This window comes from Pseudoalteromonas umbrosa, assembly GCF_030125375.1.
GTDB lineage: Bacteria > Pseudomonadota > Gammaproteobacteria > Enterobacterales > Alteromonadaceae > Pseudoalteromonas > Pseudoalteromonas umbrosa.
In genome coordinates this window covers 195,560-211,619 of the sequence record NZ_JASJUU010000008.1, presented here as the reverse complement: position 1 = coordinate 211,619, position 16,060 = coordinate 195,560, and the positions used below count along the sequence as shown (strand labels likewise).

Below are 16,060 nucleotides of genomic sequence, written 5' to 3'. Positions count from 1 at the left end.
TCAAGATTGACTTTTAGCTGCTAAACTTCTAGCCTCCGCACACCTTAAAAATAATTTGAGAACTCAATGAATAAGAGTGAATTAGTTTCAGCGATGTCTGAGCGCAACGAACTGACTAAAAAGGATTCAAAAGCCGCTTTAGACAGCATTTTAAATGCCATTACAAAACGATTGTCTGAAGGCGATCCTGTTGCTTTGTCTGGTTTTGGCTCGTTGACGCTAAGCTACCATCCCGCTAAGCCTGGGAGAAATCCTAAAACAGGGGAAGAAATTATCATAGAAGGTCAAAATAAAGTGTTATTTAAACCAGCTAAGGCATTTAAAGATGCCCTAGCTGATTAAGTAGGCTTACTTCGCTGTTGCAGCCTTCATGGTTGCAACAAACTCACGTAAACGCTCGCACATCAGCGCCGGCTCACTCAAATTATCTTCAATAATTTTCACGACCGCTGAACCTGAGATAGCACCCGCTGCGCCTGACTTAATGGCAGCTTGTACATGCTCCGGTGCCGAGATACCAAAGCCTAATAAAGTAGGTGCTGCATTGTACTCATGTAGCTTATTGATCATGGTATCTGCAGGCATTTCCGCTTTAGTTTCTGTGCCTGTAACCCCTGAACGTGATAATAGGTAAGTGTACCCTCGGCCATAGCTTGCACATTGACGAAGCGTATCATCGCTGGCGTTTGGTGTTGCGATGAAGATCGGCTCAACCTCAGCTTGCTGTGCAGCCTGTCTGAACATTTTTGACTCATGTAGAGGCACGTCAGCCACTAAGATAGAGTCAACTCCCGCGTCTTTTGCCTGCTGATAAAAGTTTTCCAGACCTTGTGCAAAGATTAAGTTTGAATACAGTAGCAGACCAATAGGAATGTCTGCATTGTATTCTCTGATCTCGCGAATGATATCAAAACAATCTTGTGTATTGATTTTACTTTCAAGTGCACGGATATTCGCTGCTTGAATGACAGGGCCGTCAGCAATTGGGTCTGAGAATGGGATCCCAAGCTCTAGTGCATCAGCACCACCGTCGATTAAGCTTTTCACGATATCAATACTGATCTCTTTTGTCGGATCGCCTAAAGTAACAAATGGCACAAATGCACCTTCTCTGGCATCGTTTAGGCGTGTAAATAAGTTGCTGTAACGGCTCATAGTGCACCTCGCTCGTTCAATACGTTGTGTACATGGGCAAGATCTTTGTCACCACGGCCACTTAGGTTTACGACAATAACGGTTTCTTCAGTTTGTTGCTCTGCGTACTTTAATGCATACGCAATAGCATGGCTTGACTCAAGGGCAGGAATAATCCCTTCATGTTTTGCCAGTGCTTGGAAGGCGTCAAGTGCTTCGGTATCGGTGATCCCAACGTATTGAGCACGACCTGTTTTATGTAAGTAGGCGTGTTGAGGACCAACAGCAGGGTAATCAAGACCAGCAGAAACAGAATATGACTCTTCAATTTGTCCATCGCTGTCTTGCATTATGTAGGTATAAGCACCGTGTAAAATACCTGTGCTACCTTTACACAGTGCTGCACCGTGCTCGTCAGTATCAAGGCCTTTACCAGCTGGCTCAATCCCTACGAGTTTGACTTCTTTTTCATCGATGAAATCTGCAAACATACCAATTGCATTAGAGCCACCGCCAACACACGCCATCACAACATCGGGTAGGCGGCCTTCAGCTTCAAGCACTTGCTGCTTAGCTTCTTCACCGATCATACGTTGGAAGTCACGAACAATGGTCGGGAACGGGTGAGGGCCTGCGGCTGTGCCTAATAGGTAGTGTGCTGTCTTATAGTTTGCAGACCAATCACGCATTGCTTCATTGACGGCGTCTTTTAGCGTGCCAGAACCTGCTGTAACAGGAATAACTTCAGCACCCATTAAGCGCATTCTGAACACATTAGGCTGCTGACGTTCAACATCTTTTGCACCCATATAAACTCGACATTTCAAGCCCAGTAGTGCACAAGCTAGCGCTGTTGCTACGCCATGTTGTCCAGCACCTGTTTCAGCGATGACTTCTTTTTTACCCATGCGCTTAGTAAGTAGTGCTTGACCTAATACTTGGTTGGTTTTGTGTGCACCGCCGTGTAGTAAGTCTTCACGCTTTAAGTACAGTTTAACTTTTGGGTTTTTAACTAGGTTGCGAGAAAGCGTCAACGGTGTCGGACGGCCCGCGTATTCGTTTAGTAGTGCATAGAACTCAGATTTGAAGCTTTCATCTTGCTGTGCTTTTTCAAATTCTTGTTCAAGTTGTTTTAGTGCTGGTACGAGTAATTCTGGGACGTACATGCCACCAAAATCACCAAAATATCCTGTATTCATTCTATCCACCTCAGTATTTTCGAATATTGTTAAAAGCATCGCGTAATTTTTCCGGACACTTTTTACCGGGGCTCGTCTCCACCCCTGAATTAAGATCAAAGCCTGCCGCACCTAAATAGGAAGCGTCTTTTACATTGTCTGCGTTAAGACCGCCTGCAAGCATAAATGGTTTTTTTGCACTTTTAAGTAGTTGCCAGTTGAAAACTTTTCCAGTTCCGCCAAATGCTGAAGCTGTTTTTGTGTCATAAAGATGTTTGTCTACTTCATCAAAAGGCACAGGAAATTCATCTACAATGCCTTGTGCTTTCCAAATTTGGCAATTGACAGGTAGCTGTTTACGTAGGCTACTGATGAAGTCTTGTGACTCATGACCATGAAGTTGTACCACGCTTAGTCTCAGGCTTTGCGCATATTCCACAATTTGCTCAAGAGGCGCATCCACAAAAACACCAACATATTTTAAAGGTGCACTGTCTACGACTGCACGAGCGCAATCAAAGTCGACAAAACGTGGTGATTTTGGATAGAAAATTAAGCCACCGTAAACGGCGCCAGCTTGGTAAGCGGCAAGGGCATCGTCAACACGGGTTAATCCACACACCTTGTTTTCACCTAAAATCAGCTTACGACACGCGCCTTCTAGGTCATCTTCAGCCATCAAAGAACTACCAACTAAGAAGCCGTTACACTGTGGAGTTAAGCGTTTAACGTCGCTATGTGTATAAATTCCTGATTCAGAGATAACGGTTTTGTCACTCGGGATCAGTTTTCTTAATTGTTCCGTTGTCGCTAGATCAGTGCTGAGATCTCTCAAGTTACGGTTGTTGATCCCAATCAGTTTGGCATCAAGCTTAAGTGCTCGGTGCACTTCTTCTTCATTGCTGACCTCAGTCAGCACCGCCATATTGAGCGAGTGAGCAAGTGTTGCTAGCTTTTCATATGTTTCATCATCCAGCACCGATAGCATCAATAAGATAGCATCGCCACCTTTTAAGCGCGCGAGGTATACTTGGTATTCATCAATGAAAAAGTCTTTACAGATCAGCGGCTGCTCAACCTTGCTGCGTACGTAGCTTAGGTAATCAAAACTGCCTTGGAAGTACTTAGCATCCGTTAAAACACTGATACAGGTTGCGTACTTAGCGTATACCGAGGTTATTTCATCTAAGTCAAAGTTATCTCTGATCAGACCCTTTGAAGGCGATGCCTTTTTACACTCTAAAATAAACTGAATGCCGGGTTTTGACATCTCGCCATAAAAGTCTCGTTCGCTGGGTTGAACCAAAGATTGAAACTCATTCAAAGGGAACGCTTTTTTACGCTCGACCAATTCAACTTTTTTGTCATCTACAATTTTTTCTAACACATTAGCCATGACTGACCTCCGAAATGGCTTGAAGCGTTTCAACACATTTGCCAGACGCCAGCACATCTAGTACTTGTTGTGTACCTGCTTTTAGCGTGTCTGCTCTGCCTGACATCACAAGTAACGCACTGACATTGGCTGCAATTGCGGCATTGTGTGCTGGCTTGCCTTTGCCAGCTAAGATATCACGGGTTGCTTGAGCATTATATTCAGGGGTATCACCGGCAATATCTTCAAGCGCGTAATTATCTAAACCAAAGTCAGCTGGTGTCAGCGTGTATTCAGTAATTTCACCATTTTTAAGTTCGGTGACTTGGGTTGTGCCATGCAGTGCAATTTCATCACATCCTGCACCATGGACAACCATCGCACGCTCTGTCCCCAACATTTTTAATGTTTCTGCCATTGGGCGGCACAGGGCTGGATCATATACACCAAGTAGCTGTAGTTGCGGCTTTGCAGGGTTTGCAAGCGGGCCTAAAATATTAAACAAGGTACGCGTTTTTAGCTGTGTGCGCACTGGCATCGCGTGTTTAACACCGCTGTGATATAGCGGAGCAAATAAAAATGCAAAGTTGGTTTTCTCTAAGCAGTTTGCACCTTGTTCAGGGCTCATCTCAAGATTAATGCCCAAAGTGCGCAGTAAATCTGCCGAACCAGATTTGCTAGAAACACTGCGGTTACCATGTTTTACCATAGGAATACCACACGCTGCTGCGACGATGGCTGCGGTAGTACTGACGTTAATGGTATTAGTACCGTCACCACCTGTGCCACAACTATCAGCGCAGTTTAAACCGCGGTTATCGAAAGCGACGGCATGGTCACGCATGGCTTTTGCGGCACCTGCAATCTCTGCTGCGGTCTCACCTTTTATCTTGAGTGCCACTAATGCTGCGGTGAGCTCTATTTCAGATAACTCGCCTTGCATAACTTGTCCAAACAACTCAGTTGCTTGCTCAAAGCTCAGTGATTGCTGATCAATCAGCAGATTTAAACTTTCCATGTTGCCTCCTAACAGGTTAAGTAATCGATGCTTTGCTTAAGCAGCTTGGCACCGTCTGGCGTTAAAATTGATTCTGGGTGGAATTGATACCCAATCACTTTGTCAGTGGTATGGTAAACCGCCATTGGAATGTCTTGATATTTAGCGATGACTTTTAAACACTCAGGTACGCTTGTCGCCATTAATGAGTGATATCTTGCAACAGGAAATTGTTTACCAAGACCTGCAAAAACAGGGTGCTCTTCCACATCAATACGTGATGATTTACCATGTACCGTTTCGCCAGCATGGCCGATGGTACCACCATAGCTTTGTGTTAATGCCTGTTGACCAAGACAAATACCTAACATAGGAAATTTGCCTTTACAGAGTTCAATTAAATCGAGTAGGCAGCCTGCTTCGCTAGGTTTTCCAGGACCGGGAGATAATACCAGTACCACAGGCACGGTTTCATTACACATTTTGTCGTAGATAGTACTTGCATCGATATGGTTACGATAAACCACTAACTCACTGCCAAGCTGCGACAACTCATCAACAAGGTTGTAGCTGAATGAATCAAAGTTATCTAAAAAGTATACTTTAGGCGTCATAACCCACTCCTTGGTAGCTAGATTGAATGGCTTTGATCACCGCACTGGCTTTGGCTTTTGTTTCATCGGCTTCGGCTTGAGGGTCTGAGTCATAAACAACGCCAGCGCCTGCTTGAACATAGGCTATGTCATTTTTCACAAATGCTGAACGAATGACAATACATGTATCCATTGCACCATCACCTGTTAAATAACCAACCGCACCACCGTAGCTGCCGCGACGCTGTTTTTCTGTATCTCTGACAAGCTGCGCTGCTTTTACTTTAGGTGCGCCTACAAGTGTGCCCATATTCATGCAAGCCTGATAAGCATGCAATGCATCAAGATCGGGTTTTAGCTGACCAACCACTCGAGAGACCAAGTGCATGACTTGCGAGTAGCGGTCTACTTTAAGCAACTCTTTAGCATGACGAGTACCTGGCACACTGATCCGAGCGACATCGTTACGTGCTAAGTCGACGAGCATTAAATGCTCCGCACGCTCTTTTTTATCGTCACGTAGCTCTAATTCGATGCGACTATCTAAATCAGGGTTAATGGAGCCGTCTGCAAATTTGCCACGAGGGCGCGTGCCTGCAATTGGATATACTTCGACTTGATTACTGTCTTGGCAGTATTTTAAGGCCGACTCAGGAGAGGCACCAAACAGCACAAACTTCTCGTCTCTCATATAAAACATATATGGGCTTGGGTTTTGCTTTTTCAGATGCTTGTAGGCGGCTAGTGGCTTTTTACAAGGTAGCGAAAAAGTACGTGATGGAACGACTTGGAAAATATCGCCATCAACGATATTCTTTTTAAGTTGTACGACTTGTTTTTTGAATACATCATCGCTGATATCAACCTCTACATCATGCGTGATTTTCTCAGGCTGCTCTTTATACGTTTCATATTCGTCACATTGACGATTGAGATCTTCAAGTTGCTTACCTACTTCAAAGCAATTCGCATGGACATCAGGCCCATTGAATACATTGCCAATTAACTCTGTTGTTTTAGCTTGATGATCGATCATGACTATGGTTTCCGCTAAGTAGAACACATAGTCAGGACAATCATTTTTACCATCTGGTACGCTAGGCAATGTTTCAAAATTGGCTACCATATCATAGGCAAATACCCCGCCTAAAAAGACGGAGAATGGCGTATCTGAGTTACGTTTAATGGAGTTAATACAGGTGCGCAGCGCGCTAAATGCATTATCTGCTTTTAGTTTACTGTATTCATCCAGCGATAAATCTTGAGCATCATACGTTAAGGTCAGTACAGCATACTCTTTAACAACAGTGCAGTTACTCACTTGCTCTGCTAAGTAATTAAGTAATTGCTCGCCGTTGTTCGAAAGTGCACGTACTTTTACCTCTAAGCCATTGCACTCTATGCGAAGAGCCGCATCTGCTAAGATAATACTTTTTACATTGTCTTTGGAGTCAATTTCAGCAGACTCCAGTAACAGTGTATTGGGTTTATTGAGAGCTGAATATAATGACAGGGGGCTTTCGATATAATCGCGCCGCAGCCTTATACTTGTCACCTCACCCGGTGTTGTAGTTATATGACTAAAAATCAAACCTCATTCCTCTTTAGTACAAAAAACCCCCCGAAGTATTTTTACTTGCGGGGGGTGTGTATTTAGTTACAACAATGCCTTCCCGCTATTTCAGGCACCACCACCAAGATTTTGTAGATGAATTGTTGCAAAAATTGTTAATCACTAAAAAAATTCCATAAAAAAACCCGCGTACTCAGCGCGGGTTTACAAGTCGTTAGACACAACGAATCACACCCGCAATTACGAGCGCCACCACCAAACGATTTTTGTTTTTTGTGTTAGATTCATTTGTAAAGTTTTCGTTATGTCAATTTAAGTACCTACAGTAAACCCTACTCTGGTGCAAACTGTCAAGCACTAATATCAAAAAATAAACAATCGTCTGTTATTCATTTAAATAGTAAGATTTTTGACCTAGTAAAGGTGTTGAAATTAATCGCTTTAGTAAGAAAATAAATAAAAGCGCACTCCCACTTACTGGCATGGTATAATTCGCGTGGTTGGTTTTTAAGGGGAAAATTTTGATTAAATATGATTTACACAGTCATAGCACTTTTTCTGATGGGCGTTTAGCAGTACCTGAGCTAATTGAGCGGGCAACAGAAAAAGGCGTTGATGTACTGGCGTTAACTGATCATGATACCGTGGCGGGTGTATCCGTAGCACGTGATTTCATTGCAGAAAAAAACTTAGCATTAGAGCTTATTTCAGGCGTTGAGATATCTACAAAGTGGGAAAGCTTTGAAATTCATATTGTTGGCCTAAACATTGATATAAACGATGCCAATCTGCAGGTATTATTGACACAGCAGCAGCAAAAACGCCGTGAACGTGCCAAAGAAATTGGTGCTCGCCTTGAAAAAAGGGGCTATGAAGGTATTTATGCGCAAGCTTTAGAGTTAGCGCAAGATGCAGAGATCACCCGTGCACATTTTGCCAAGGCGCTGGTGGAGCGTGGTGTGGCAAAAAATATTCAAGGTGTATTTAAAAAATTTTTAGCGCGCAATAAGACCGGATATGTACCGAGTGTTTGGTGCTCTATGGAAGAAGCCATAGAAGCCATACAAGGTGCGGGCGGAGTCGCTGTATTGGCTCACCCTGGACGTTATCAGATGTCCAACAAATGGCTTCGAAAACTATTGGATGAATTCACTGGTGCCGGTGGTAAAGCTATGGAGGTGGCACAGCCTCAACAAGCGCCAAGTGAAAGACAGTTTCTTGGTCAGTTATCACAAGAATATAATTTATTAGCCAGTCAAGGCTCTGATTTTCATTATCCTACTAGCTGGTTAGATTTAGGAAGAAATCTATACTTACCAAAAGATTGCCAAGGTGTATGGCAGTTTTGGGGAGCCACAGAGGAATGTTAGCATGAGTCAATTTTTTCATATTCACCCAGATAATCCGCAAGCCCGACTGATCCGTCAAACGGTCGAAATTATCCAAAAAGGCGGGGTGGTTGTGTATCCAACTGACTCGGGTTACGCGATCGGTTGTAGTTTGGGAAACAAGCAGGCAAAAGAGCGTATTGAGCGTATTCGTGGGATCGAAAAACATCATAACTTCACACTAATGTGTCGTGATCTATCTGAATTATCGACTTATGCGCGTGTTGATAATCAAATGTTTCGTTTGATAAAAAATAATACACCGGGACCGTATACCTTCATTTTAAAGGGCACCAAAGAGGTCCCTAAAAGATTGATAAACGACAAGAAAAAAACCATAGGTATTCGCGTCACAGAGCATCCAATCACCTGCGCGATTTTAGAAGAGCTTAATGAACCGTTAATGTCTTGCTCGCTTATTTTACCTGGCGAGCTGTTTACAGAGTCTGATCCGGACGATATTCGCATGCAACTTGAAAAGCATGTTGACCTTATTGTGCATGGTGGTTACTTAACTGAACAAGCGACCACAGTGATTGATATGTCTGAAGACAATGTCGAAATTTTGCGTCACGGTTGTGGTGATACCACGCCATTTGAATAATTTATGACAGAAGTTATCAGCCAATCATCCCCTCTGGCTTTTTTAAACGGGGAAGCCGTATTAGAAAAGCCAGAAGACCTTTATATTCCACCAGATGCCTTACAGGTGATCCTCGAAAGCTTTGAAGGGCCACTGGATTTACTGTTATATCTGATAAAACGTCACAAGTTAGACATCTTAGAGCTCCCGATATTAAGCATTACCCAGCAATACGTGCAATATGTAGAGATGATGCAAGAATTGCAGCTGGAGCTTGCAGGGGAGTACTTGGTGATGGCTGCTTTATTGGCACAGATTAAGTCTCGGTTGTTACTCCCTACGCATGAAGAACTCGAAGAAGAGGAAGACCCTCGTGCGGAATTGGTAAGACGCTTACAAGAGTATGAGCAGTTTAAAGTGGCTGCGGAAAACTTGGATAAAATCCCCCGTGTTGAGCGAGATATATTTATTGCTCGTGCACTCATTGAAGATAGCGAGCAAGGTGACGATTCATTACCTGATGTGAATTTAAAAGAGTTATTGTTGGCTATGAGTGAAGTGATGGCCAGAGCTAAGCAATTTGAGCATCATCAGGTCAGTGCAGAAGCCCTCTCTACCCGCGAACGCATGTCGATGATCTTACAATATTTAAGTGAGCATACAGAGCCTGTTGAGTTCAGTCGGCTATTTAGTGTTCAAGAAGGCAGAAGCGGTGTCGTCGTGACATTCATCGCCATGCTTGAGCTACTTAAAGAGCAATTAATCTCGATTGTGCAAATCCAGCTTGAGCGTGCAATTTATTTGTCATTAAAGCTACAAGAGTAGTGTCAGCTCTGTCATAATACCGCGCCTTCTACTAGCCTTATGAAGAAATAGTGACATGAAACGCCGAGTCAGTGATGAACAACTTGTCGAGTTGGTTGAAGCTGCGATTTTTGTAGCTGATAAGCCATTATCGAAAAAGCACATGAAAGAGACTGTGCTGCAAGATATTCATGTTTCTGATCAGCGCATAGGGCAAGCGATAGAAACGATTTTTGAGCACTACCAAACACGTGGTGTAAGACTTGTTGAAGTTGGAAGCGGATATCGCTTTCAAGCATGTCCAAGTTTAAGCCCTTGGCTTAATATGCTTTGGCAAGAAAAAGCCCCTAAGTATTCTCGGGCAACTTTGGAAACGCTAGCGCTCATCGCGTATCGTCAGCCAATTACTCGAGGAGAAATCGAACAAGTTCGTGGGGTGACTGTCAGTTCTAACATTATGAAAAGCTTGTTAGAGCGACAATGGATAAAGGTTGTTGGACACAAAGAAGTGCCGGGTAAGCCTGCACTGTATGCGACGACCAAGTTATTTTTAGATTACTTCTCATTGAACGGTCTGGATGGGTTACCAAAACTACCAGAGCTGCAAACTGAGAAGCTAGATCAGATGTTAAATGATCCTTCTGTGAGAGAACCATCAGAATGAGTGAAAAGCTACAAAAAGTATTAGCGCGTGCGGGCGTTGGCTCGCGCCGTGAAATGGAAAAATACATTGACTCAAATCGTGTTAGTGTTGACGGTAAAGTTGCTAAGTTAGGCGACAGAGTCGAAGAAAATGCGGTGATCCGAGTGGATGGCCATGTGGTTAAGATTGAGCAAAAAGAAGAGCGTATTTGCCGAGTTTTAATGTATCATAAGCCTGAGGGTGAGCTATGTACACGTAAAGATCCTGAAGGCCGCCGTACAGTATTTGACAGATTACCGCGTTTAGAAGGTGATCGTTGGATTGCAATCGGTCGATTAGATATCAATACATCGGGTTTATTACTCTTTACCAATGATGGTGAGTTGGCTAACCGTTTGATGCACCCTAAATACGAAGTAGAGCGTGAATATTCTGTGCGTGTATTTGGTGAGGTCACGAATCAAACCTTGAAAACACTTTCACAAGGTGTTGAATTAGAGGATGGTCCAGCTAAGTTCTTATCAATTAAACCGCGTGGTGGCGAAGGGATCAATAAGTGGTTTAATGTAACGCTAACAGAAGGTCGTAACCGCGAAGTACGTCGTTTATGGCAATCACAAGAAGTTGAAGTATCACGCTTGATCCGTGTGCGTTACGGTAAGCTTGAGCTGAATAAACGTCTACCACAAGGCGGCTGGGAAGAATTGGCGCTAGAAGACGTGAACTACTTGAGAAAATCAGTGAGCCTGAGACCTGAGACACAAACTAAGTTATCTGTGATGCCTGAAAAGCGCAAAGATAAGCGTGCTAAAGTGAATCGTATCAGAAAGGCTGTCCACAAGCATAATCAACGTTTGAAGCAAACTAAGCGTCGATAATAGTAAGTGCATTAAAAAAGGGCCGATTGGCCCTTTTTTAATTTTAGCGCAAATATAAATATTTATTTAGGCTGTGCATCAATCGATTGGCCGTTCACTTCTAGTGAGTCATCTGACATCAAGTATAAATAAGTTGGCATCAAATCTTCCGCAGTTTTTAGCTTGTCTCTGTCTTCACCAGGGAAGGCGGCTTCACGCATACTTGTACGGGTTGCACCTGGATTGATACAGTTGACGCGAATATTGGTTTTGCCCACTTCACAAGCCCATGTTTGCATCATGCCTTCAGTGGCAAATTTTGAGATAGCATAGGCACCCCAAAACTCGCGCCCTTGGCGTCCTACACCTGAAGAAGTAAAAATAATAGAGGCGCTGGGTGCTTTACGCATGACCGGGAATAAGAAGCGTGTGATCATCGCCTGTGCAGTGACATTGACTTTCATGACGTTTTCAAAGGTCGATACGCAGAAATGCTCTAGCGGGCCCATAGTGCCTAAAATCGCTGCATTATTAAGAAGGCCGTCTAACTTACCAAATTGTTGTTCAATCGTAGAAGCTAGATCTCGGTAGTGTTGTTTAGTTGCGCCTTTAAGGTCCAATGGCACAATGGCTGGCTGTGGATAACCGGCATTGATGATTTCATCATAAACCGCTTCTAGTTTGCTAGTAGTTTTCCCTAACAAAATCACAGTGGCGCCATGCTTGGCATAATTGATAGCGGCAATACGACCGATACCGTCACCCGCACCTGTGACCAAAATCACTTTATTTTCTAGTGCATTACTAGCTGCATTATATGTTTGCATATTGGACCTCGAACAAATACATTTGCTATATTTTATCATAGTCATGACGCAAGTTATCGAATTTATTGCAAATATGAGTGGCGAAAGGCTACACTTTGCGTTAAGTTAAACTGGTCTAATGTCTTATTAAAAGCAAAATTACATAGTTTTAACGAATTATTCTCGGCAGCTTATTAATGCTTACATTCTTGAGGCAAGGGTGAGCGCTGGCTGAGGTAACAATAATAATAAAATTATGTCGGAGCCAATACAATGAAGAAACTGTTACTACCACTCGCTGTTTCAGCTGCGTTAGCAGGCTGTGGTGGCGGTGAAACGCTAGAAGATGTAAAGCAAGACACCAAACCTGTAACGCCAGTTGCATCGGTTAAATTTGACCCCTCAAATGGTGTTATTTCCGTACCCAATGATATTCTCTTTAGTGGTACACAAGATGGTACGCTCAATATTCCTGGTGAGCTTGATGGCGACTCTAAGCCTCTATTATCTCGCGCGGGTTACGCTGATCCTTCTCTAGCACTTGGTGGTTTAGACGGTTGGTCTACACAAATGCCATATCAAATTGGTTTGAATACGCCGACTGGTGTAACCATAGATGCGGCGACAGTTGCAGCGCCGGGCGCAGTTCGTATATTTGAAGTCGTTATGGGTGATGATGCGCAAACTGAAGCATGTCAAAATCTGAGCCCTGCGTTAGCTTGCCGCGTAGTGAGTGAGCTGACATTTGGTCCAACTGGCGATTTTGTTTCACAGCTTAGTGAAGATGGCCAAAACATCAATGTTATTCCTGTTAAACCGTTTAAGTCTAATACGACCTATATCACGGTACTGACAAGCAACATCAAAGACACGATTGATGGCGGCAGAAGTTTAACGCCTTCATCGACTTACACATTACTTCGTCAAGAAGCGCCGCTAGTAACCGATGCGCAAAAGTCTCTACAAGCGGTTATTCGTAGCTATGAGCAAGCACTTGTTTCGAGTGAATCCATTGGTGCTGACGAAATCGTTTACACAGCAGCGATGACGACTCAAGCGACAGGTCCTGTTGTTGGCACTATCAAGCAGTTGCTAGCGTCAACATTTGGCACTGCTAAACAGCCGGTTGTAGCAGTACCTGATCAAGACTTTATGTCAGTTGCTGATAAATTTACTGACCTAGGTTTAGCTGCTGCACTGCCACCTGAATTACTGCAAGCAGCTGGCGGTATTCGTTACTTGACAGGTAATATCCAATTACCGCAATACTTAAGCCTTCCTAAAAATGGTGAAGATGCCGCGTTGGCTGATACATATTGGCAGGCATTATGTGACAACGGCGTTGCCGTTGCAGCAGCGAAAGCACAAGCTGGTGGTCAATTGCCTGAACCAGAAGCTGGCACAGTTGATGCGCAGTGTAATGCACTTTCAGGCGGCCAATTACGTGATCTAGGTATTGATGCACAAAAATTTGTATCTAAATACAACGTAATTCCCAAAGAGCAGTGGATTGCTAATGTGCCTGTGCAAATCACATTCCCGCTGTCAGAAGCGCCAGAAACAGGCTACCCTGTGGTCATTATGCAACATGGTATTACCAGTAAAAAAGAAGACATGCTTAGCTTGACGTTAGCACTGTCTCAGGCTGGTTTTGCAACTGTGGCGATAGACCACCCAATGCACGGTGAGCGTGGTATTGACGTAGATGGTGATGGTGTAGACGAGTTTAATGCGACGACTAAGAGTGTGTTACATTACATGAACCTTCAGTCACTGCTAGTTGCTCGTGATAACCTTCGTCAATCAACGGCGGATTTACTTGCATTAAGATTTGGTCTAAATGCAATTAATGCCTTCTCTCAAGTGCCTCTAAACTTTAATACCAATGATGTTAGCTTCGTTGGCCAATCGTTGGGTTCAGTTGTGGCACCAAGCTTTATTGCGCATGCAAACTTACCAATTGAAAATGAGTTGCTAAAAGCAGCAGAGCCTCTGTTTAAAGTAGGGCCTGCGGCACTTTCTAGCGGTGGTGCTGGTATTGCAAACTTCTTAGTTGAATCAGCATCGTTTGGACCAGTTGTAAAAACAGCTGTTGTGCAAGGCGCATCTGATCTTGCTGTGTCTAAAAAGTTTGTAAGTTACCTTCAAGAAGGAGCAGTTGCTGATTGTGGTACGTTTGCTGGCAGCGCAAGTGCATTTGCGGCATGTGCGTATAACACATTTGTTGCAAACCTAGAAGCTGAAGGTGATTTAGCATCAATTGCGGCCATCAATGGCACCGTTGATCAGTTTGCTTATGCATCACAAACCGTGTTGGATACCGCAGATCCACTTAACTATGCACCACTTGTACGTGCGGTAAATACACCTATGTACATGAGCGTCGTAGTCGGCGGTGAGGGTGAAAACAAAGGTGACCAAGTGATCCCTGCTTCAACGCTTCCGCGTAACCCGCTAGGTGGCAGCACACCGCTTGCCGCGTTGATGGGGTTAGAGACTGCGACAGAGTCTAAACAGTCAACAGATGGTACAGCAGGGCGCTACGTTGTGAACTTCTCACAGGGCCACCATAGCTCAATGTTAACGCCATCGTTTGATGCACGCACTGGCGGAACAGCTCAGGGTCATGCACAGGCAACAGCAGAAATGCAGAGGCAAGTAGCGACTTATTTGGCATCTAAAGGTTTAATCTTACCAATTACAGATACAACCGTTATTGCGAAGTAATACATATACATACCAAAAAGCCGCTTAATAGCGGCTTTTTTTATGCCTCACAATTGCCCTAAATGAGATTAGTTATCAAGGTTTCATTGCAATGTAGCATTTTTTAAGACAAGATTAACGTCAAATGATTTGAATTAAACATACTATAGACAAGGGTTTGGGAGATAGCATTGGCATTTTTGTTTGAATATGGCTTATTTTTGGCTAAAGCAGTGACAATTGTAATTGCTGTAGGCGCTATTATTGTTTTAGTTGTTGGTGCAAGCCAAAAACCAAAAAGTAAATCGGGTGAAATTGAGGTTAAAGATTTATCTGCTCAATTGGCTGAAACTAAAGAAGAGTTTCTACATCAAACGCTTGATAAAAAAGCATTAAAAGCACACCTTAAAGCAAGTAAAAAAGAATCTGAAGAAAAGCCGGAAAAAAAGACGTTTGTTATTGATTTTTCTGGCAGTATTGATGCGCATGAAGTGGCAAGCTTACGTGAAGAAGTAACCGCAATTTTAACCATTGCAAATAAAGAAAAAGATCAGGTACTGGTCAATGTTGAAAGTGGCGGCGGTGTTGTTCATGGCTACGGTCTAGCGGCGTCTCAATTGAATCGTATTAAACAGGCTGGTTTACCACTCACAATTAGCGTAGATAAAGTAGCTGCAAGCGGCGGTTATATGATGGCGTGTGTAGCGGATAAAATTGTAGCAGCACCTTTTGCTATAGTCGGCTCTATTGGTGTACTGGCGCAAATACCTAACTTTAACAAAATTTTGAAGAAGAATGATGTTGAGTTTGAGCAAATTACTGCGGGTGAATACAAGCGTACATTGACCATGTTTGGTGAAAATACTGAGCAAGGTCGCAATAAGTTTAAAGGCGAAATTGAACATACACACACTTTGTTTAAGCAGTTTGTCGCTGAGCATCGACCTAATATGGATATTGATAAAGTTGCGACAGGCGAGCATTGGTTTGCAACTCATGCGAAAGAGTTTGATCTTGTTGATGAAATCAAAACCAGTGATGATCTGCTTTTAGAACTAAATGAATCGCATCAACTTTATAAAGTAAAATACAAAACAAAAAAGGCGCTTGCTGAGCGTTTTGGTCTTGGTTTAAGTGTGGTTGCAGAAAAGTTTGGGATTAAATTACTGTCTCGCATCCAGACAAGTAAATTATAATTGTTAATTGAAAGTGGGCCCGATAAGTAGATTATAACTTGTTTGGGCTCAATATCTGAAAATACCTTACTACCCTACCGGAATTACTTCTCATCACATATTGAACAGTCACAGCTGTTATTCTTTACTGCTTTAACTCTGTATAACTAATAAGTATTTTTACTTTTTTCTCGTTAGCGAACCGACGATTTCATTTCATTTTACTTCGTACTTAAGGATGGCTGTGC

At 43.2% G+C, this 16,060-nt stretch carries 15 protein-coding genes; 8 read left to right on the top strand and 7 right to left on the bottom strand.

Features of this window, described 5'->3' with window-relative positions; translation table 11 throughout:
- Positions 1 to 66: 66 nt before the first annotated feature.
- Complete coding sequence (locus tag QNM16_RS22185; protein WP_039607871.1) at positions 67 to 342, top strand: HU family DNA-binding protein; 276 nt, start codon at positions 67 to 69, stop codon at positions 340 to 342.
- A 6-nt stretch (positions 343 to 348) separates the two neighbouring features.
- Here the strand turns inward: QNM16_RS22185 and trpA are convergent, their stop codons facing one another.
- The 6 genes from trpA to QNM16_RS22155 are packed head-to-tail and all read right to left on the bottom strand — an operon-like array spanning position 349 to position 6,868.
- Positions 349 to 1,155 (bottom strand): tryptophan synthase subunit alpha, encoded by an 807-nt coding sequence (trpA, locus tag QNM16_RS22180; protein ID WP_063362181.1) that lies wholly within the window; start codon positions 1,153 to 1,155, stop codon positions 349 to 351.
- On the bottom strand, positions 1,152 to 2,333 hold the full coding sequence (gene trpB / locus QNM16_RS22175; RefSeq protein ID WP_237138171.1) for a tryptophan synthase subunit beta: 1,182 nt from the start codon (positions 2,331 to 2,333) through the stop codon (positions 1,152 to 1,154). Before trpB ends, trpA begins: the two co-directional genes overlap by 4 nt.
- A gap of 10 nt (positions 2,334 to 2,343) precedes the next feature.
- On the bottom strand, positions 2,344 to 3,708 hold the full coding sequence (gene trpCF / locus QNM16_RS22170; protein ID WP_284022460.1) for a bifunctional indole-3-glycerol-phosphate synthase TrpC/phosphoribosylanthranilate isomerase TrpF: 1,365 nt from the start codon (positions 3,706 to 3,708) through the stop codon (positions 2,344 to 2,346).
- Positions 3,701 to 4,705 carry an anthranilate phosphoribosyltransferase gene (gene trpD / locus QNM16_RS22165; protein WP_284022459.1) on the bottom strand — a complete coding sequence of 335 codons (1,005 nt, stop codon included), beginning with the start codon at positions 4,703 to 4,705 and terminating at the stop codon, positions 3,701 to 3,703. The genes trpCF and trpD overlap by 8 nt, the downstream gene beginning before the upstream one ends.
- 8 nt (positions 4,706 to 4,713) lie before the next feature.
- Complete coding sequence (locus QNM16_RS22160; RefSeq protein WP_284022458.1) at positions 4,714 to 5,298, bottom strand: aminodeoxychorismate/anthranilate synthase component II; 585 nt, start codon at positions 5,296 to 5,298, stop codon at positions 4,714 to 4,716.
- On the bottom strand, positions 5,288 to 6,868 hold the full coding sequence (locus QNM16_RS22155; RefSeq protein ID WP_284022457.1) for an anthranilate synthase component 1: 1,581 nt from the start codon (positions 6,866 to 6,868) through the stop codon (positions 5,288 to 5,290). Before QNM16_RS22155 ends, QNM16_RS22160 begins: the two co-directional genes overlap by 11 nt.
- Before the next feature lie 503 nt (positions 6,869 to 7,371).
- On the opposite strand from QNM16_RS22155, the gene rnm reads away from it, so the two are divergent.
- Genes rnm through rluB form a run of 5 tightly spaced genes read left to right on the top strand, consistent with a single transcriptional unit; the run spans position 7,372 to position 11,146 of the window.
- Complete coding sequence (gene rnm / locus QNM16_RS22150; RefSeq protein WP_284022456.1) at positions 7,372 to 8,220, top strand: RNase RNM; 849 nt, start codon at positions 7,372 to 7,374, stop codon at positions 8,218 to 8,220.
- Between the two features lies 1 nt (position 8,221).
- A complete protein-coding gene (locus QNM16_RS22145; RefSeq protein WP_284022455.1) occupies positions 8,222 to 8,842 on the top strand; it encodes an L-threonylcarbamoyladenylate synthase in 621 nt (206 codons plus the stop codon).
- A 3-nt stretch (positions 8,843 to 8,845) separates the two neighbouring features.
- Positions 8,846 to 9,646, top strand: a complete 801-nt coding sequence (locus QNM16_RS22140) for a segregation and condensation protein A (protein WP_284022454.1) — start codon at positions 8,846 to 8,848, stop codon at positions 9,644 to 9,646.
- A gap of 55 nt (positions 9,647 to 9,701) precedes the next feature.
- Complete coding sequence (scpB, locus tag QNM16_RS22135) at positions 9,702 to 10,289, top strand: SMC-Scp complex subunit ScpB (RefSeq protein ID WP_284022453.1); 588 nt, start codon at positions 9,702 to 9,704, stop codon at positions 10,287 to 10,289.
- Positions 10,286 to 11,146 (top strand): 23S rRNA pseudouridine(2605) synthase RluB, encoded by an 861-nt coding sequence (gene rluB, locus QNM16_RS22130; protein WP_039607882.1) that lies wholly within the window; start codon positions 10,286 to 10,288, stop codon positions 11,144 to 11,146. The genes scpB and rluB overlap by 4 nt, the downstream gene beginning before the upstream one ends.
- A gap of 62 nt (positions 11,147 to 11,208) precedes the next feature.
- Here the strand turns inward: rluB and QNM16_RS22125 are convergent, their stop codons facing one another.
- Entirely contained in the window at positions 11,209 to 11,952 is a 744-nt protein-coding gene (locus QNM16_RS22125) for a YciK family oxidoreductase (RefSeq protein WP_063362171.1), read from the bottom strand.
- A gap of 252 nt (positions 11,953 to 12,204) precedes the next feature.
- Between QNM16_RS22125 and QNM16_RS22120 the strand changes: the two genes are divergently transcribed.
- Together QNM16_RS22120 and sohB are read left to right on the top strand one after the other, a co-directional pair.
- Positions 12,205 to 14,658, top strand: coding sequence for a VolA/Pla-1 family phospholipase (locus QNM16_RS22120; RefSeq protein ID WP_284022452.1), 2,454 nt, complete (start codon positions 12,205 to 12,207; stop codon positions 14,656 to 14,658).
- 170 nt (positions 14,659 to 14,828) lie between these two features.
- Complete coding sequence (sohB, locus tag QNM16_RS22115; RefSeq protein WP_284022451.1) at positions 14,829 to 15,833, top strand: protease SohB; 1,005 nt, start codon at positions 14,829 to 14,831, stop codon at positions 15,831 to 15,833.
- Positions 15,834 to 16,060 lie beyond the last annotated feature (227 nt).